The organism is Cryobacterium algoritolerans (genome assembly GCF_004402785.1).
In the GTDB taxonomy this organism is placed as follows: Bacteria; Actinomycetota; Actinomycetes; order Actinomycetales; family Microbacteriaceae; genus Cryobacterium; species Cryobacterium algoritolerans.
In genome coordinates this window covers 40,888-58,689 of sequence record NZ_SOFP01000045.1, presented here as the reverse complement: position 1 = coordinate 58,689, position 17,802 = coordinate 40,888, and the positions used below count along the sequence as shown (strand labels likewise).

Genomic DNA, 17,802 nt, shown 5'->3' with positions numbered 1-17,802 from the left:
CGCGGGGGGAATGTGACCGAGGTCAGGGCGCCAGGAACACCCGGGTGTTGTCCAGGGCGGCGGCATCCGTGTCCCAGAGGGCGACGACGCGGGCCGCGAGCTCGGTCTCGAGCCCCTCGAGGCCCTTGACGACGAAGACGACGGCGGCGGCCGGTGCTGCTGCCTTACGGAAGCCCTGGCCGACGGCGCGGGTCCAGGTCTCGGCGGCCGCCTTCGCGGCGGCGTAGTTCGCCCCGCCGGCGACCGGGTTGTCGACCGACACGGAGGAGACGATCGCGAGGCGCCCCGCCGGGGAGGCGAGGAGGTCGGCGTTGAAGGCGCGGGTCGTGTTGCGGAGGGTGGTCACGACGTTGCGGTGCAGGAAGTCCCAGTCGTCGTCGCCCTGCCCGGCGAGGCCGCCGCCGCCACGCCAGCCGCCGACCAGGTGGATGAGGCCGTCAATCGGGCCGTGTTCGGCGTGCACCACCGCGGCGAGACCGGTCACGGCCGCGAAGTCGGCCAGATCGCACTGGTAGGTCACCGCCGCGGGGGCGGCGGCCCGCAGCGCTCGTAGTCGTTCCGCGTTAGAACCTACCGCGATCACGCCGGCACCAGCCCGGGTGAGGGCCGACACGACGGCCAGGCCCGCGGCGCTGGTCGCACCGGCGACGAGCACGATACGCCCGGCGACGGTGCTGGCGTCGGCGTCCTCCTCGGGAGGGTAGGCGGCGATGCGCCCGACCGCGGGGCCGGCGGCGGACGCCGACCCCGCGGTTTCTTCAGGCCGTTCAGTCACGCCCGGTGAGCCCGGCTGTCGACTCGATCACGGTCTTCATCTTCTTGTCGAGCGCCTCGAAGAACATCGACAGCGGGAACTCGTCGTCGAGCACGAGGTCGGTGTACCCCTTCGGCGCTCCGGCGAGCACCTCCAACGGCAGGCCGCGAGCCCAGGTCGACGCCGGGTTCGGCGTCAGGGTCGTCGCGATCATCTCGTAGGCGGCGAGCCAGTGCGCCTTCTTCGGCCGGTCGATCGACGCCCAGTAGAGCTCGTCGATCTGCGCGCCGAGAGCGATGACGACCTCCGGCACAGCCTCCCAGTCAAAGGTGAGCGCCGTGTCGGTCCAGTGCAGTACGTGGTGCTGGTGCATCCACGCAAAGAGCAGCTGGCCGCCGAGCCCGTCGTAGTTGCGCACCCGGCTGCCGCTGATCGCGAACCGGAAGATCCGGTCGAAGATCACGGCGTACTGCACCAGTTTCGCGTGCTTGCGCGCCTCGGGGCTGGCCGCCTCGTCGCGCTCGATCGCGACCGATTCGCGAAAAGCGGTCAGGTCGCAGCGGAGCTCCTCCAAGGAATAGAGGAAGAACGGCATCCGTTGCTTGATCATGAACGGGTCGAACGGCAGGTCGCCGCGCATGTGCGTGCGGTCGTGGATGAGGTCCCACATCACGAAGGTTTCCTCGGTGAGGTGCTGGTCGTCCATGAGCGCGGCAGCGTCGGCGGGCAGGTCCAGACGGGTGATCTCGGCTGCCGCTCGCACCACCCGGCGGAACCTCGCGGCCTCGCGGTCGGCGAAGATCGCCCCCCAGGTGAACGTGGGGATCTCGCGCATCGCGACGGTCTCGGGGAACAGGACAGCCGAGTTGGTGTCGTAACCGGGTGTGAAGTCAAGGAAACGGATCGGAACGAACAACCCGTTGGTGTACTCCTTCTCCAGCTCGTCGATGAACGCCGGCCAGATGACCTCGATGAGCACGGCCTCAACCAGGCGGTTCGTGCTGCCGTTCTGGGTGTACATCGGGAACACGACCAGGTGACGGATGCCGTCGGCCCGGTGCAGCTGAGGCTGGAAGGCCATCAGCGAGTCGTAGAAGTCGGGCTCGTTGAATCCCTCCGATGCCCAGCGGCCGAAGTCCCGGATGAGCGCCTCGAGGTAGGCGGCGTCGTGCGGGAACCACGGGGCGAGCTCGTCGACGGCCGCGGTGATGGTCGCGACGAGGAATGCGGCATCCACGTGCGCGCCGGCCTCGGGGACCGAGCCGTTCTTGACCTGCAGGGCCTGCAAGGCGGTGGCAGCGGTTTTGAGCCGGAGCCACGCGGCGGAGCCTGCGACATCCTCGAGAACCTCGGGCTCACCGACCAGCGCGTTGGCAACATAATTCGACATGGGAACCTCCCGTCCTCCTGGATGCCGCGGTTGCGGCAGTGGCGGCGCCGGCTTCAGCGCCATGGTCCAGCGTATCGGGACAACCCCGGCGTTTTCTTGCGATATCTCGCAACGAATCGCCGGATTTGCGGCCTGATCTTGACGAATTCGAGCGTTTCGGTCGAGGTTGACACTTCCGCCGGTCGGTCGGGCGGTAAGGGCGATCTCTCGGTGCGGGCCGGGCTGGAGCGCGCCGGCTGGTGCGCGCCGGGCGGGAAGCGGCGTGCTGGGCTAGCCTGCGAGGGCGACGGATGTGACGGATGCGCGGCAGGTGGTGAAGCGCTTCACCGACTCCTCGGCGCGCGAGCGCCTGGACCCCGGGCTGCGCGTCCACTACGGGGCGCTGCCCCGGCCAACGGATCGGACGTGAAAACGCTGGTATTCGAAGAAGTCATCCGGACGGTCGTACAGGCGGTCGAGGCCGTCGGGGCCGGGATCATGGTGCTCGGCGGGGCATCCGCGTTCCTCTTCGCGGTGCCGCGGGCTCTGGTCGCCGCGACCCGGAAGGGCGCGTACACCGAGCTTCGCCGCAACCTCGGCCGGGCCATCCTGCTCGGGCTGGAGGTGCTGATCGTGGCCGACATCATCCGCACGATCCTGGTCGACCTGACCACGGCGAGCGTGCTCGGCCTGGCGGGGATCGTCATCATCCGCATCCTGCTGAGCTTCTCGCTGGAGGTGGAGATGGACGGCGTCTGGCCGTGGGCGCGCTGGCGGGTGCGCCGCGTCGATCCGCCGGCCTGACCTGCCCCGGTGCCCTGCCGGGCGACCCCGAGCGGATCCGTTTCGAAAATGTGGCGGGCGGCGATGCACGGCTTCGCGTCAGGGTGTGAGCGTGTTTGGCTGGTCATCGCGGCAATCGGGCCGTGGTTGTCGGCTGGGGCGGCCATTCGCTGACTCAGTTGCCGGTGGGCAGTAGTCGACGCCCCTGTAAAAACCGTTACCATTGCTAATGATACGTGAAGATTTACAGCACCTTCTCAGCCGGCCGCCGCGGTGTGCACTGAGTTGTGCATGGGGAATTACACGTCCCGCATCCACACCAAAGGGAGAACCAAGTGGCATCGAAACCTGCTGCAGACATTATTGAAAGCATTGGAGGGGCCGAGAATATCGTCGGCCTCACCCATTGCGCGACCCGCCTACGTTTCCAGCTCAAGGACGCATCGGGCGTTGATCAGAAGGCCGTCGAGGCGATACCCGTAGTTCTGGGTGCCGTTCCCCAGACCGGCGATCGCTACCAGGTTGTCATCGGCGGCGCCGTCGAGACCGTCTACAACGACATTATGGCGCTTCCGGCATTGAAGAAGATGGGCTCGGGCGACACCATCGCCGATATCAAGGCGGCGGAACGGGCGAAGGGCCCCCGCGGCAGGTTCGCCGCGCTCGACACCTTCTTCGAGATCCTGTCCGACTCCTTCCGGCCGATTCTCGGTGCGCTGCTCGGCGCTTCCCTGTTCATCACGTTCATGGCCCTGATGGCGACCCTCGGTGTCATTCCGGCGTGGAACGCGCCGGGCGTCACCCTTGACCCTTCCTGGCAGTTCGTGAACCTGATGTGGCAGGGAGTCTTCGTCTTCCTGCCGCTGATGGTTGCCTACAACGCCTCCAAGCGGCTCGGCGCCGACCCCTGGGTCGGTTTCGGCATCATGGCCGTCGTCATGCTGCCCGGCTTCGCCGCAATTGGGCAGACCACCGGCGCCGAGTCCGTCTTCGGCGGCCACGCATCCGTCGTGCAGATCTTCGGACTGCCGCTGACCGTCTTCGACTACAGCTCGCAGGTGTTCCCGCCGCTGTTGATGGCCGGAGTGCTCGGCGCGCTGACCAAGCTCCTGAAGAAAATCATCCCGTCCAGCGTCCAGCTCATCTTCGTGCCGTTCCTCAGCATGCTCATCATGATCCCGCTGACCGCCTTCCTGATCGGCCCGATCGGCGTGTACGGCGGTGCCGGCCTCGGCAACTTCCTCAAGTCGATCAACGACTTCTCGCCGTTCATCTTCGCGGTCGTCATTCCACTGGCCTACCCGTTCATGGTTCCGCTCGGCCTGCACTGGCCGCTGAACGCGATCATGCTGCTCAACATCCAGTCCCTCGGCTTTGACTTCATCCAGGGCCCGATGGGCGCCTGGAACTTCGCGTGCTTCGGTGCGACGGCCGGCGTGCTCTTCCTGGCCATCCGTGAAAAGGACCGGGTGATGAAGCAGACGGCAACCGGCGCGCTCGCGGCCGGGCTCCTCGGCGGAATCTCTGAACCGTCGCTGTACGGTATTCACCTGCGGTTCAAGCGCATCTACCCGCGCATGTTGATCGGTTGCCTCGTCGGTGGCGTCATCATCGGTCTCGGTGGCGGCGTGAAGACCAGCGCATTCGTCTTCACCTCGCTGTTGACCATCCCCGCGTTCGACAACATCCCGCTGTACTCCATCGCCATTGCCGCTGCCTTCTTCACCGCGATGATCCTCGTGATCCTCTCCGGATACCAGACGCCGGAACAGAAGGCGGAGGTTGCCGCTCAGGTTGCCGCCGACGAAGCCGCCGAGAGCGAGAAGGCGGCCACTGTCGCGAACGTTGCGGCGCCGGTTGCTGCTGCGGCGGTAGGCACAGGCACAGGCACAGGCACAGGCACAGGAACAGGAACAGGCACGGCGACCGCGCTGGCCACCGTTCTGGCCACCGTCGGTTCGCCCGTCGCGGGCATCGTTGTTCCGCTCTCCGAGGTACCGGACCCGGTGTTCAGCAAGGGCATCGTCGGGCTCGGCGTCGGAGTGGATCCGACCGAGGACACCGTCTACGCACCCGGTGCGGGCAAGGTCGTCGTCGCCCAGGCGACCGGCCATGCCTTCGGACTGCTGCTGGACAGCGGTGTCGAATTGCTCATCCATGTGGGCATCGACACCGTCAACCTGGCCGGCAAGGGTTTCAACGTCAAGGTGGCCGCAGGCGACCGGGTTGAAGCCGGCACTGCGCTGGTGACCTTCGACCGCAAGGTGATCGAGGATGCCGGCTACTCGCTGGTCACCCCGGTGCTCGTGACGAATCCCAAGAAGTTCGGATCGGTTGACCAGGCGGCATCCGGGCACGTGAGCGTCGGAAGCCCGCTGATCACGGTCGCGGCCAAGTAGGACACCACACAACCAGAAGGTGGGCAGAGAGTCTTCTCTGCCCACCTTTTCTGTCTGCGCACGTGCCGGCGGCTACTGCCCCGGTCTGCCGCTTCAACGCGCGGATGCCGCGCGCAACCGCCAGAGAGAGGTCACCTCTTTCGAGCGGGCGAGGTGCAGCGGGTCGCTCGGGTCGGCCGCTTTGCGGTGCACGGGCCGGGTGTCCTGCCGGGCGACGACCTCGAGGCCGGCGTCATCGACGAGGTCGAGGAGTTCACTCCGGCTTCGCAGGCCGAGGTGCTCGGCGATGTCGGAGAGCACCAGCCAGCCCTCGCCGTCCGGTTCGAGGTGTTCCGCGAGCCCGGACAGAAAACCACGCAGCATCCGACTGTCCGGATCGTAGACGGCGAAGTCAGTCGCGGTCACGGCGGCGGCCGGGATCCACGGCGGGTTGCACACGACGACGTTCGCGCGGCCGGCCGGGAACAGGTCTGCCTCAACGATGGTCACGTTCCGGGCCAGCCCCAGACGGGCGATGTTCTCCCGGGCGCAGGCCAGCGCTCGCGGCTCCTGGTCGGTGCCGACGACGCGCGCGATGCCGCGCCGGGCGAGGATCGCGGCGAGCACGCCCGTTCCCGTGCCGATGTCGAATGCGGAGCTCGTCCCGTCCGGCAGCGGAGCCGTGCGCACCAGTTCGAGGTATTCGCCGCGCACAGGGGAGAAGACACCGTAATGCGGGTGGATGCGCGCCCCGAGTGCCGGGACGTCGACGCCCTCGATGCGCCATTGGTGCGCCCCGATCACGCCGGTGAGCTCGCGCAGGGAGACGACCGACGGCTCGCTCGCCGGCCCGTACGTCCCGGTGCAGGCATCCGCCACCTGCGGCGCCCGGCGGAGGGGAACCGAGTAGTCGGCGTCAAGCGGAACGAGAACCAGGCCGAGCAGGTGGGCCCGGCGAACGGCCTCGGTGCGGGTGCGGCGGAACGCGCTCGCCAAATCGGGTGACGGGGTGTGCCGGCCGCGGTCGACGCGGCGCGCGAGGGCCTGCAGCAGCTGGCGGGCGCCCAGGTAGTCGCCGCGCCACAGCATCCCGGTGCCCGCCTTCGCCAGGCGGTAGGCGGCATCCGCGGTGAGGGTGTCGTCAACGGTGACAATGCGCTTCGGCGGCGCCCAACCGCTCTCCGAATGCCAGGCCGCCGACCGCGCCGCGCCGGCCTCGACCCAGGTGGCCCGATTCGGTGCGGGATGCCCGGGCGTGCCGGGGTTGGATTCTGTGCCGTTCATGAGGTCCATCTTCGTGGTCGGTGCCGGCGGGTGGGCGGCGAAGCGCTAGCGCAGCGCCGGCAGGACTTCGCGCTCGAACAGTTCGATGCCGGAGCGGTCGTAGGCTGCTTCCGGGAAGTAATGGATCGCGTAGCCGAGGCCCCGCCCCTTCATCCCGTTCAGACGCTCGACGATCTGCTCTGGCGTGCCGACTCCCTGCGCCTGCCCGCTGCGGTACTCGGCCATGAAGTCCGCCGCGCCCTGGGCTCCCAGATGGGGCGTGACCCGCGCCTCGATCACGTCGAGGCGGTCAGCCACCTCGGCCTCGGTCGCCGCGATCACGGTGTTGTAGTTGGCCGAGCGCGTGATTGCGCCGAAGTCCGTGCCCAGCACCCGGCAGTGGTCCTCGAGCAGGGTGCTTTTGTGGCTGAACCCCTCCGGCGACCCGTCGAAGTTGGTGTAGTTCGCGGACTGCGCCGCGATGCGGAGCGTGACCTTCTCGCCGCCGCCCGCGATCCAGATCGGGATGCCGCCCTGCTGCAGCGGAAGCGGGCGCACGATCGCGCCGTCCACCTGGTAGTGCTTGCCGTCGAGGGTGGCCGTTCCGGTCGTCCAGGCCTGCTTCATGATCTCGACGCCCTCTTCGAGCCGGGCGAGGCGCTCGCCGGCCCGGGGGAACCCGTAGCCGTAGGCGCGCCATTCGTGCTCGTACCAGCCGGCGCCGATGCCCATCTCGACCCGGCCCCCGGAGATGATGTCGATGGTCGCGGCGACCTTGGCCAGGTAAGCCGGATTGCGGTAGCTCATACAGCTGCACATCTGGCCGAGCCGCACCCGCTTCGTCGTGGCCGCGAAGGCGCTCATCAGGGTCCAGGCCTCGTGCGTGGCCTCGGCGCTCGCCACCGGGACGGTGTGGAAGTGGTCGTAGACCCAGATGGATTCCCAGTCGCCGGCGTCGGCGTGTGCGGCGAGGCCGCTCATCATCGCCCAGTGCTCGGCCGGGTCGATCCCGACCAGATCATGACGCCAGCCCTGGGGTACAAACAGTCCGAATCGCATAGCTCGAGCCTAGGCGCAGTCGGCCGGGAGCCCGGCGAAGCCCGGTCTTGCGCGTGCCGGGACGGGCTGTCCACCCCGTAATGTCCATACGCGTGCATGGGTTACACAGGTAAAACTGAGGATTTGTCCAGTCCGTGCGGGCACACTGAAATCTTCTCCCGCACGGCCGCACCGGCCGCGGGTCCACCGACCCGGCGCCCCACCTCCGATTGCCCGTTGGCGCCGCAACCTGGAAGCCATGTGAACTCCCTCCTCCGCACTTCGATTCGCCCATGTGCCCGCGTGGAGTCCACACCGTCCTCCCGAAAGGCTCTCGCCGCACGGCGGCAGCGCACCCGCGCCACGATCGTTTCGGCGGTGGCGACCCTGGCCCTCACCGGACTGATCGTGGGTGCCGCCTCCTCGGCCCAGACGAGCTGGGCGAGCGAGGCGAGAATCGCGACGACCACCGAACTCTCCCAGAGCACCGGCCTCCGGCACGACCAACTCGCCGTCCAGCACCAAGCGGCGAAGGCGCACGCCGACGGGCGCGCGAAGAACACCCTCCGCGATGCCACGGTGGTGATGGCCTCGACCAGGGACAGGGTCGATGTCGGCAATCTGACGGCATCCGTCACGTCTCTGGCGAACTACGAGGCCCTCAACCTCGACGCGGTCATCTCCCTGACCGGCCAGACCCGCACCATCGCGGCCACCGTGCAGGCGGCGGCCGTCGAAGTGGATCGTACGGCGGCTGCGGCGACCGCTGCGGCCGCGGATGCCGCGGCCAGCGCGCTCTCGGCGGCTAACACCCCCGACGGTGCGCGCGCCACCGCCCGCGACCTGGCCGCCTCGCGCTACGGCTGGGGTGAGTCGCAGTTCTCCTGCCTCGCGCAGCTCTGGGCCAAGGAATCGGGCTGGTCGTACACGGCCCTCAATGAGAGCAGCGGCGCCACCGGCATTCCGCAGGCCCTCCCGGGCAGCAAGATGGCCTTGGTCGGTTCGGACTGGCAGACCAATGCGAGCACCCAGATCAGATGGGGCCTGGACTACATCAGCCGCGGTTACGGAACCCCGTGCTCGGCCTGGTCGCACTCGCAGGCGATGGACTGGTACTAGGCCGGTTCGCGCTCCACGGGTGCGGAAGTGAGAGCATGGGCTGCATGGGCTGCATGGGCTGCATGGGCTGCATGGGCTGCATGGGCTGCATGGGCTGCATGGGCTGCATGGGCTGCATGGGCTGCATGGGCTGCATGGGCTGCATGGACTGCATGGACTGCATGGACTGCATGGACTGCATGGACTGCATGGACTGCATGGACTGCATGGACTGCATGGACTGCATGGACCGCATCGACCCGCACCTGGCCGGCGACGAGGCAACGACGCTCGCCCAATTCCTCGACTACCACCGGGTGACCCTGCTCGGGAAGGCCGAAGGTCTGGGCGCCGCGGGGCTGAGCCGGCCACTGCCGCCCTCGGCGCTCACCCTCGGCGGGTTGCTCAAGCACCTTGCCCTGGTCGAGGACCACTGGATCCAGGTGCGCTTCCTCGGGCGGCCGGAGCAGGAGCCCTGGGCCAGCGTCTCCTGGGACGACGACCCGGATTGGGAGTTCCGCACGGCGGCCCAGGACGACCCGGAGTCGCTCCGGGAGCTCTACCAGGCGGCGTGTGAGCGCAGTCGTGCCGCCGTCGCCGGGGTCGACCTCGGGGTACTGTCGGTCGGCGCGAACCGGGACGGCGAGCACTGGAATCTGCGCTGGATCCTCATCCACCTGATTGAGGAGACCGCGCGCCACAATGGGCACGCCGACCTGCTCCGCGAGGCCGTCGACGGCACGGTCGGCGAGTAGGCCCGGGCGGCACCGGTACGCGCGCTCGGCGGGCGTTCGGCCGGCTGTTAGGTGCCGCCCTGGCCGGCCAGGGCGATCGCGGCCGCCAGGGCGCCGACGGCGTCCAGGTAACGGCCGCTCAGCTGCCGGGGTGCCAGGGCAGCGCCGAACCGGTAAATGAGCGGATGCCCGGTGGGCAGGTTGAGCCGGTGGATGGCGTGATCGTCCAGCGAGTCGAGCACGGCGCAGAACGCACGCAGGGAATTGCCGTGCGCGACGACGAGCACGGTCTGGCCGTCCGCGAGCCGCGGCTCCACCCGTTCGGCATGGAATTCGGCGACCCGGGTCATCACCTCGCTCAGGGCCTCGGAGCGGGTGAGGGCCTCGGCGGGTAGTCGCCGGAAGAGAGCGGTCTCCCGCAGCGCGGCGAAGGCGTCGTCACCGAGCGGTGGCGGAGCCGTGTGCACCGAGCGGCGCCAGGCCAGGTACTGCTCCTGCCCGAACTCGGCCCGGACGTCCTCCTTCGACCGGCCGGTTAGGGCGCCGTAGTTGCGTTCATTCAACCGCCAGTCCGAGGCGAATGGCTCCGGGCGGGCAGGTAGATCGGCGGTCACGATCTCGGTGGTCTGCCTGGCCCGGTGCAGCTCGGAGCTGAAAACCGCCTGCGGGGCAAGGCCGGCCTCGTCGAGAAGGTCGGCGGCGGCGTGCGCCTCGCGGATCCCACGTACCGACAGCGGAGCATCCAGAACACCGGTGAACAGCCCGGCCGCATTCGCGGTGCTCTCCCCGTGACGGAGCAGGACCAGGATGCCGGCATCTGGCACGGGTCACCAGCCTGTTCTCCGTTGCGGAAGTACGCCAGCCGGGCCTGCCGGCTGTGCGGCCGTCCTGGGCCGTTGTTCGGTCTCAGGCTACCGGTTTCGGGCCGCCGCCGGCGATGCGCCGGCGCCCGAGTGGGCCGGGCGTTGATCGTCAGAAGCCGCCGAAGTCCCCGCCCCCGAAGTCCCCGCCGCCGAAGCCGCCGCCGGAGTCCCCGCCGAAACCGCTGCCGGAGTCCCCGCCGGAGGAGGCCGTGTCAGCGCCGGATGTGTCGCCCCCGGCATCCGCGCCGGCAGCGCCGGATGTGTCGCCCCCGGCGTCCGCGCCCCCGGCATCGCCCGGCAAAAACGTGCTCATCAGGGCGGACCCGATGACATAGCCGGCAACCGTGCCGAGGATGGTGCTGCCGACCATGCCACCGAAGCCGAGCCCACCCTGGCTCTGGCCGCCGAAGCTGCGGGCGAGGGTGCCGGGCTGCCGCAGTTCTTGGCGGGTTGCGGCCTGGGCGAGCGTTGCCGGTTCGGCGTTCGCGGGGCGCTCGGCGGCATCGGCGTTCTCGCTCAGCCGGCTGAAGAGCAGGTCCCGCTGTTGCTCGGAGAGCTTGCTGAACGCCTCGGTATGCACCTGCTCGATCGTTTCGGGTGGGGCTGTGCGCAGCAGGTACTCGTAGCGTTCGACGGCGATCTCATCGTCTGTGCGTTTCGGTGCGGCCTGGCGGGCGGGCGGGCGCTCCGGCTCGTCGCGGCCAAGGAGGCGGTCGAGGAATCCCATGATGTTCTCCTTTTGTGACTGTCGAGCTGGGTGAGGTGGGCGGCTTCGGCGGCGGGGCAACGGTGACCGATCCGACGGTGGCCGCCAGAATGGCAGGCCCGGCTGGGCGCGGGCTGGGGTCCTTCCGCCAGTTGGCCGAGCGCCGGCGTGGCATTCGATCGTCCGCTACGCGCTTTCGCGCAGGGATCGCCGGGCCGCTGGCTCCCGCGCGGCGGCACGTTGCCGATCCGCGGCCGGGCTCCGCGGCCCAGGTCGAGGAGTGGGCCGCGCTCTGGACGGAGGCTGCGCGGCGCAGCCTGTAGGGATCCTGCCGCCGAACGGGGGTGTGCCCTCGGCGGGCGGTGGAGTCCCGCGGCGAAAGTCTTGGGATGATGGAGCAATGACGCGAACCGTTTCCGGAGCCCTCGTGCTGATCACCGGCGCAGCCATGGGCATGGGCCGCCTCTACGCCGAGCGGGCAGTGGCAGAGGGGGCGAAGGCCGTGATCCTCTGGGACCGTGACCCCGCGGCGCTGTTCGTCACCACCGCCATCCTGAACGAACGCGCGAATGGTCGCAGCCAGATTGCGCCGTACGTCGTCGACATCGCCGATCTGGGAGCGATCGCCCAGGCGGCCCAGCGGGTGCGGATGGAGGTCGGAAACCCCGACATCGTGATCAACAACGCCGGCATCGTGCGTGGCTCCTACTTCTGGGAACACGACAACGGCGACGACACCCGCCCGACCATGCAGATCAACGCCCTCGCCCCCATGTACATCACGCGTGAGTTCCTGCCCGCGATGATCGCGGGGAGCGGTCGCGAGTCCCGCATCGTCAGCATCGCGTCGGCCGCCGGGATGCTGTCCAGCCCGGGGATGAGCGTCTACGCCGCCTCGAAGGCCGCGCTGATCGGCTGGAGTGACTCCCTCCGCCTCGAACTCGCCCGGCAGGGCCATGGCCACGTGAGGGTCACCACCGTCTGCCCGAGTTACATCACCACGGGCATATTCGCGGGCGCCCGCGGCTCCCTGCTCACCCCGCAGATGACACCGGAGCAGGTCGTCGACCGGGTGTGGCGAGCCATGCTCGCGGGCCGCCCGATGCTCCTGATGCCGTGGACGGTCGGCCTTTCCAAAGCACTGCGGGGACTGCTCCCGCTCCCGGTGTGGGACCTGCTCGCCGGCCGGGTCTTCGGCGTCTACCGGTCGAGGGACTCCGTCGTCGGGCGGCGCTGACCCGCGCCCCGTCCCCGCGCCCCGTCCCCGTCCCCGTCCCCGTCCCCGTCCCGTTCGGCCCTCTGATTAGCGGAGAATGCACCTTCGTGGCGATGGGGAGGGTGCTTTTTCCGCGACTCACCGCACCTCGCGTGCACCCCGAACTGGGGTCCTCATTTATGAGGACAAAGCGGTGGTTCTCGCCTACGTTGAAAGTGCGCCCCCGGACGAGCCGAGAACCGTCGACCGAGGGAAAGGCACACCCGTCGCAAGGCGGGGTCGCAAAGGCACGGGACCTCATGGTCAGCCGGCCCACCGGGAAGAGGAACGGATCGATGAACACAGTAACCGCCGTCCGCGCCGGTGGAGCGGGAGTCTTCACTCGTCCGACGGGCATTTCGGATGGCGCCCGCTGGCTCTTCCTCTGGTTGGCCGTCGTATCCGTGTTCCTGGCCCTTCCCGGAGTGTTTCTCACGGCGCGGGATGGACTGCTGGCCCTGGGGCTCGCCGGCGGCGCCGCGCTCGTTTTCTCGCTCGCGACCGGCTTCATCCGCCGGAGCACGCCTCTCGCCAGCGATCTGGTCGACGCGCTGGCCATGATGGCCTTTGCCGTGGCCTCGCCGAAAGTGTTCTCCGTGGTCATGATCATGTTCGGCGCGCTCTGGTTCCGTTCGCTCTACGGTTCCGGCGCGCGGGCACTCCTGCGGGTCAGCGTGTACGCCGCGGCCCTCGGTTCGCTCTTCGCGGTCTGGCCCCTGGTGCGGGAAGACTGGATCGGGACCGATTTCGGCGCGTTCCTCGGCGTTCTCCCCACCATGTTTTTCACTGTTTTGATCGCCCGCCAGCTGGGCAAGTCGCTGATCGCCAGGGAACAGAGCATGGGGCGCGACCGCGTGCTCGCCGCGACCGGGTCCCAACTGCTCGGGGCCACGAGCACGGCCGCGATCCTGGCCCTGGCCTGGGCGGCGTCGGCGGAATTCTGTGCGGCGACGCCTGGGCTCAGGCTGATCCTGCTCGCTCCCGACGGCCGCGCCCTGCGCGTCGAGGGAACCGCCGGCTACTTCCGGAGCATCCCCGGAACGCTGCCGGTCGAGGTCCTCTTCACTCCGCCGGGGGTATCCGGTGCCCGGATCCTCGACCCGGCGCCGCTGAACGCCGTGGTCGGCGAGCCGCTGATGTGGGCCTGCCTGGAATTCGAGGGTCAGGCAGAGCGGAGCTGGGTGCTGGTGGGCGCGCCGGGCAAGGTCCCGACCGAGGCGATACTCTCCGTGCGGGGTCTCGTCGGCCAGGTCGCCCTCGCCGTCCGCAATAGCCAGGCGCACGAGGAACTCTCGAATCAGGCGCGCACGGACTCGCTCACCGGGCTGCATAATCGGGCCTCACTGCTCTCGAGGTTGTCGGCGGGCATTGCCGACGGGGCGACTGGCGACGGTCTCCAGGTGCTGTTCCTCGACCTGGACGACTTCAAGGACGTCAACGATGAGCTGGGACATCGGGCCGGCGACGTCGTGCTGATCGAGGTGGCCGCCCGACTGCGCGCCTCGGTGCGCCCGACCGACGTGTGTGCGCGGCTCGGCGGCGACGAATTCGCCGTCCTCCTGCACGGCACCGGCCTGGCCGAGGCCACCGAAATCGCCCAGCGAATCATCGACGCCGTGGCAGAGCCGTTCCTGGTCGGCGGCGACTCGATGACGGTCGGCGCCAGCATCGGCATCGCGACGCCCATGGCCGGAGTCGGCATCGAGGAGCTCGTGCACCAGGCCGACGTGGCGATGTACGCCGCGAAGGCGAAGGGCAAGGGCCGGGTCGAGCCGTTCACCCCCGGCCTCCTGACCGTGGATCGGTACCACTCCATCCACGCCTGACTGGGCACCGCGGACCCGACCGCGGTGCCCAGGCCCGGCGCTGGATCGCCGCCCCGCCGATCCAGTTGACGGATGCTCCCTCAGAGACGTAGTATGGAATCGTTTCCATGGAAACGATTCCATATCCACGATGAGGTGAAACCCGATGGTTGCGATCACGATCAAGGACGTGGCGGCGCTCGCCGGCGTCTCGGTGGCCACGGCCTCGCGAGTGCTCTCGGGCAACCCGGCCACGTCACCCGATTCCCGGGCCAGGGTCGTCGCTGCCGTCACCGAGCTCGACTACCGGCCCAACGCCCAGGCCCGCGCGCTGCGCTCCACCAGGTCCGACTCGATCGGCCTCCTCGTCTCCGACGTTCGCAACCCGTTCTTCGCCGACCTGGCCCACACAGTGGAGCAGGCAGCGCTGGCCGCCGGCTACGTCACCCTGCTCGGCAACGCCAATGAGCGCAAGGAACAGCAGGACCGCTATCTCGACACCCTGATCTCCCGCCGGGTGGACGGCATCATCGTGGCCCCGCTCGGCGACGGCAGCGGCAGCATCCGTTCGCTCATCACGAGGGAGATCCCCACCGTCTTCGTCGACCGCACCGTAGACGGCCTCGACATCCCGAGCGTGACCACCGACAGCGAGGCCGGCATCCGGCAGGCCGTGGAACACCTCGCGGCGGCCGGACACACCCGGATCGGCTACATCTCCGGGCCGCAGGCCACCTCGACCGGCCGGGACCGGTTCGCCGCGTTCACCCGGGCGATCGCCGGCACGGGCCTCAGCCAGGATCCCGAACTGGTCTACTTCGGCGACTACCAGGCGGCCAGTGGCTCGGCCGGCGTGCACGCCCTTCTTCAGCTGCGTCGCCCGCCCACCGCCCTGCTCGCCGCGGACAGCCTGATGGCCGTCGGCGCGATCGCCATCCTGCACAAACTGGGCCGCCGGATCGGTGCCGACATCGCACTGATCGCCTTCGACGACATCGAGTGGTTCGCCCTTCTCAACCCCGCGCTGAGCGTCATCTCGCACAGCGTCGAGGAGATGGGCCGGATCGCCGTGGACATGCTGCTCCAGGTCATCGACGGTGCCAAGCCGGAATCGGTGGTGCTGCCCAGCGAACTGATCGTGCGCGCCTCGTCGTCGACCCCCACCTCACCCGCATCCGGGCCCAGCCTAAGGACGAACTGAAATGAGCCAAAAACCACTCGTCACCCTGCAGAACGTGGGCAAGACGTTCGGCCCGGTCACGGTCATCAAGGACGTCACCGTGAGCGTCTACGCCGGCAAAGTGCAGGTGCTGCTCGGCGAGAACGGCGCGGGCAAGTCCACCCTGATCAAGATGATGGCCGGCGTCTATCAGCCGGACGCGGGCCGTATCGTCGTGGATGGAAGGACCGTCACGCTGCCGACCACCCGCGCCGCCGAGGATCTCGGCATCGCCACCATCCACCAGGAACTCAACCTGGTGCCCACCATGAGCATCGCCGAGAACGTCATGCTGGGGCGGATGCCGACCCGGCACGGCATGGTCGACCGCAGCGCCCTCCGCAACCGGGCCCGCGCCGCCCTCTCCCTGATCGGCCTCGACGTCGACGTCGACACCCTGGTCGGTGAGCTCGGCATCGCCCGCCAGCAGCTCGTGGAGATCGCCAAGGCGCTGAGTATCAACGCCCGCATCCTCATCCTGGACGAGCCGACCGCGGCCCTGACCCGGCACGAGACCGAGAGCCTGTTCGCGGTGATGGCCGACCTGCGCAGCCGCGGCGTGGGGATGCTATTCATCAGCCACCATCTCGACGAGATCGCCGAGGTCGGTGACACCGTGACCGTGCTCCGAGACGGCGAGTTCATCGCCGAGGTCCCGGCATCCACCCCGGAGGAAGAACTCGTCAAGCTGATGGTCGGCCGGAGTATCGAGGACCAGTACCCCCGCAAAACCGGCAGCGCCCCGGAGCCAGTCGGGTCGCAGCCCGTCGGGTCGCGGCCGGCCGAGATCCTCGCGGTCGAGCACCTCAGCTCGAGCGGGAAGTTCACCGACATCAACTTCACCGTGCGCGCCGGGGAGGTGCTCGGCATCGCCGGCCTGGTCGGAGCGGGCCGCACCGAACTGATCCGCGCCATCGCCGGCGCAGACCACTATGACTCCGGGACCGTCACCGTGCGCGGCCGGGTCCTGCCCAAGGGCAACATCCAAGCGGCGATCAAGGCCGGCATCGGGCACGTCCCCGAGGACCGCAAGGGCCAGGGCCTCGTGACGGGTGCCTCGGTCAACGACAACCTCGGCTACGCCACCCTCGCCTCCACCGCCCGGCTCGGCCTGGCCGACTTCGCCGGCCAGCGCACCCGGGCCCAGGCGGTCGCATCGAAACTGCGCATCCGGATGCACACCATCGACCAGGCGGTCGGCGCCCTCTCCGGCGGCAACCAGCAGAAGGCCGTGTTCGGTCGCTGGATCATCGCCGCCTCCACCGTGCTCCTGCTCGACGAACCCACCCGCGGCGTCGACGTCGGCGCGAAGGTCGAGATCTACGAGCTGATGAACGCGATCACCGCCGCGGGCGGTGCGATCGTCATGGTCTCCAGCGAACTGCCCGAGATCCTCGGGATGAGTGATCGCATCCTCGTGATGCGCGACGGCAAGCTGGCCGGCGAACTCGCCGCGGCCGAGGCCACCCAGGACAGAGTCATGACACTCGCCGCCCGCGATGTCGACGAGAAGAACTGAAAGAAAAGGGATCCACGCATGTCAACGACAACCCAGCCCGCAACGCGGCGCGGCTTCGACTACAAGAAGTTCCTCGCCAACAACGGCGCCCTGGTCGGCCTCGTGGTGCTCTGCATCGCGCTGTTCATCGCAACCCCCGACTTCCTGACCGGGCAGAACCTGCTCAACATCGGCATCCAGGTCTCCACCGTGGCCGTGCTGGCCTTCGGCATGACCTTCGTCATCGTCGCCGGCGGAATCGACCTGTCGGTCGGCGCCGTGGCGGCCCTGTCGGCGATGGTGTCGAGCTGGCTGTTCGTCAGCGCCGGTCTGCCCGGCTGGCTCGCCCTCGGCGGCGGCCTCGTCGCCGGCCTGCTCGCCGGCGTGGTCAACGGCCTCGCCAACGCCTACGGCAAGCTGCCCAGCTTCATCGCCACCCTCGCCATGCTCAGCGTCGCCCGCGGCCTGACCCTGGTCATCTCCGACGGCCGGCCGATCAAGACGCCCGCCGAGGTCTCCTTCCTCGGCGGAAACCTGGGCCCGGTGCCGATGCCCATCGTCGTGCTCCTGGTTGCCGCCCTGGTCGCGTCTTTCCTGCTCAACCGCACCGTCATCGGCCGCTCGATGTACGCCGTCGGCGGCAACGCCGAAGCGGCGCGCCTGTCCGGACTGCCGGTGAAACGCATCCTCGTCACCGTGTTCGCCCTCGCCGGAGTCTTCGCGGCGCTCGCCGGGCTGCTGCTGGCCGGCCGCCTCGACTCGGCCCAGCCCCAGGCCGCGGCCGGCTATGAACTCGACGCCATTGCGGCGGTCGTGATCGGCGGCGCATCGCTCTCTGGCGGGCTCGGCAAGATCTCGGGCACCTTCGTCGGCGCCCTGGTGCTCGTGGTCATCCGCAACGGCCTCAACCTGCTCAACGTCACGTCGTTCTGGCAGCAGGTTGTGATCGGCCTCGTGATCGCCCTCGCCGTCGGCGTCGACGTGCTCCGCCGCAAGACCCGCAACAGCTGAGCCGTCCGCTCGCTCCCTGTAGCAACAA

General features: G+C 69.0%; 15 protein-coding genes and 1 riboswitch. Of the genes, 9 read left to right on the top strand and 6 right to left on the bottom strand.

The window, feature by feature from the left end; translation table 11 throughout:
• Window positions 1-22: 22 nt before the first annotated feature.
• Both E3O19_RS08400 and E3O19_RS08395 read right to left on the bottom strand, forming a co-directional pair.
• The gene (locus E3O19_RS08400; protein ID WP_134566889.1) at window positions 23-775 is read right to left on the bottom strand and encodes an SDR family NAD(P)-dependent oxidoreductase; all 753 of its coding nucleotides are present in this window, start codon (window positions 773-775) and stop codon (window positions 23-25) included.
• Window positions 768-2,144 carry a DUF6421 family protein gene (locus E3O19_RS08395; RefSeq protein WP_134566888.1) on the bottom strand — a complete coding sequence of 459 codons (1,377 nt, stop codon included), beginning with the start codon at window positions 2,142-2,144 and terminating at the stop codon, window positions 768-770. The genes E3O19_RS08400 and E3O19_RS08395 overlap by 8 nt, the downstream gene beginning before the upstream one ends.
• Before the next feature lie 405 nt (window positions 2,145-2,549).
• On the opposite strand from E3O19_RS08395, the gene E3O19_RS08390 reads away from it, so the two are divergent.
• Both E3O19_RS08390 and E3O19_RS08385 read left to right on the top strand, forming a co-directional pair.
• Window positions 2,550-2,927 carry a DUF1622 domain-containing protein gene (locus E3O19_RS08390; protein WP_241981276.1) on the top strand — a complete coding sequence of 126 codons (378 nt, stop codon included), beginning with the start codon at window positions 2,550-2,552 and terminating at the stop codon, window positions 2,925-2,927.
• 314 nt (window positions 2,928-3,241) lie between these two features.
• Window positions 3,242-5,305 carry a glucose PTS transporter subunit IIA gene (locus E3O19_RS08385; RefSeq protein WP_134566887.1) on the top strand — a complete coding sequence of 688 codons (2,064 nt, stop codon included), beginning with the start codon at window positions 3,242-3,244 and terminating at the stop codon, window positions 5,303-5,305.
• 93 nt (window positions 5,306-5,398) lie between these two features.
• Here E3O19_RS08385 and E3O19_RS08380 read toward each other — a convergent pair whose 3' ends face one another.
• Both E3O19_RS08380 and E3O19_RS08375 read right to left on the bottom strand, forming a co-directional pair.
• Complete coding sequence (locus E3O19_RS08380) at window positions 5,399-6,568, bottom strand: methyltransferase (protein ID WP_134566886.1); 1,170 nt, start codon at window positions 6,566-6,568, stop codon at window positions 5,399-5,401.
• A 45-nt stretch (window positions 6,569-6,613) separates the two neighbouring features.
• Window positions 6,614-7,606, bottom strand: coding sequence for a TIGR03560 family F420-dependent LLM class oxidoreductase (locus tag E3O19_RS08375; protein WP_134566885.1), 993 nt, complete (start codon window positions 7,604-7,606; stop codon window positions 6,614-6,616).
• A 282-nt stretch (window positions 7,607-7,888) separates the two neighbouring features.
• Between E3O19_RS08375 and E3O19_RS08370 the strand changes: the two genes are divergently transcribed.
• Window positions 7,889-8,704, top strand: coding sequence for an aggregation-promoting factor C-terminal-like domain-containing protein (locus tag E3O19_RS08370; RefSeq protein ID WP_134566884.1), 816 nt, complete (start codon window positions 7,889-7,891; stop codon window positions 8,702-8,704).
• A gap of 44 nt (window positions 8,705-8,748) precedes the next feature.
• Window positions 8,749-9,438 carry a DinB family protein gene (locus E3O19_RS08360; protein WP_338145088.1) on the top strand — a complete coding sequence of 230 codons (690 nt, stop codon included), beginning with the start codon at window positions 8,749-8,751 and terminating at the stop codon, window positions 9,436-9,438.
• Window positions 9,439-9,485: 47 nt separating this feature from the next.
• On the opposite strand, the gene E3O19_RS08355 is transcribed toward E3O19_RS08360, so the two are convergent.
• Together E3O19_RS08355 and E3O19_RS08350 are read right to left on the bottom strand one after the other, a co-directional pair.
• Entirely contained in the window at window positions 9,486-10,241 is a 756-nt protein-coding gene (locus tag E3O19_RS08355) for a 2,3-bisphosphoglycerate-dependent phosphoglycerate mutase (protein WP_134566881.1), read from the bottom strand.
• A gap of 148 nt (window positions 10,242-10,389) precedes the next feature.
• Window positions 10,390-11,007, bottom strand: coding sequence for a hypothetical protein (locus E3O19_RS08350; RefSeq protein ID WP_134566880.1), 618 nt, complete (start codon window positions 11,005-11,007; stop codon window positions 10,390-10,392).
• Between the two features lie 379 nt (window positions 11,008-11,386).
• On the opposite strand from E3O19_RS08350, the gene E3O19_RS08345 reads away from it, so the two are divergent.
• The 5 genes from E3O19_RS08345 to E3O19_RS08325 all read left to right on the top strand — a co-directional run bounded on the left by E3O19_RS08345 (window position 11,387) and on the right by E3O19_RS08325 (window position 17,774).
• Window positions 11,387-12,223, top strand: a complete 837-nt coding sequence (locus tag E3O19_RS08345) for an SDR family NAD(P)-dependent oxidoreductase (RefSeq protein WP_134566879.1) — start codon at window positions 11,387-11,389, stop codon at window positions 12,221-12,223.
• 225 nt (window positions 12,224-12,448) lie between these two features.
• A riboswitch (cyclic di-GMP riboswitch) is annotated at window positions 12,449-12,522 on the top strand.
• 15 nt (window positions 12,523-12,537) lie between these two features.
• The gene (locus E3O19_RS08340) at window positions 12,538-14,067 is read left to right on the top strand and encodes a GGDEF domain-containing protein (protein ID WP_134566878.1); all 1,530 of its coding nucleotides are present in this window, start codon (window positions 12,538-12,540) and stop codon (window positions 14,065-14,067) included.
• Window positions 14,068-14,212: 145 nt separating this feature from the next.
• The gene (locus tag E3O19_RS08335) at window positions 14,213-15,247 is read left to right on the top strand and encodes a LacI family DNA-binding transcriptional regulator (protein WP_134566877.1); all 1,035 of its coding nucleotides are present in this window, start codon (window positions 14,213-14,215) and stop codon (window positions 15,245-15,247) included.
• A gap of 1 nt (window position 15,248) precedes the next feature.
• Window positions 15,249-16,784, top strand: coding sequence for a sugar ABC transporter ATP-binding protein (locus E3O19_RS08330; protein WP_134566876.1), 1,536 nt, complete (start codon window positions 15,249-15,251; stop codon window positions 16,782-16,784).
• A gap of 18 nt (window positions 16,785-16,802) precedes the next feature.
• Complete coding sequence (locus tag E3O19_RS08325; RefSeq protein ID WP_134566875.1) at window positions 16,803-17,774, top strand: ABC transporter permease; 972 nt, start codon at window positions 16,803-16,805, stop codon at window positions 17,772-17,774.
• The last annotated feature ends 28 nt before the right edge of the window (window positions 17,775-17,802 follow it).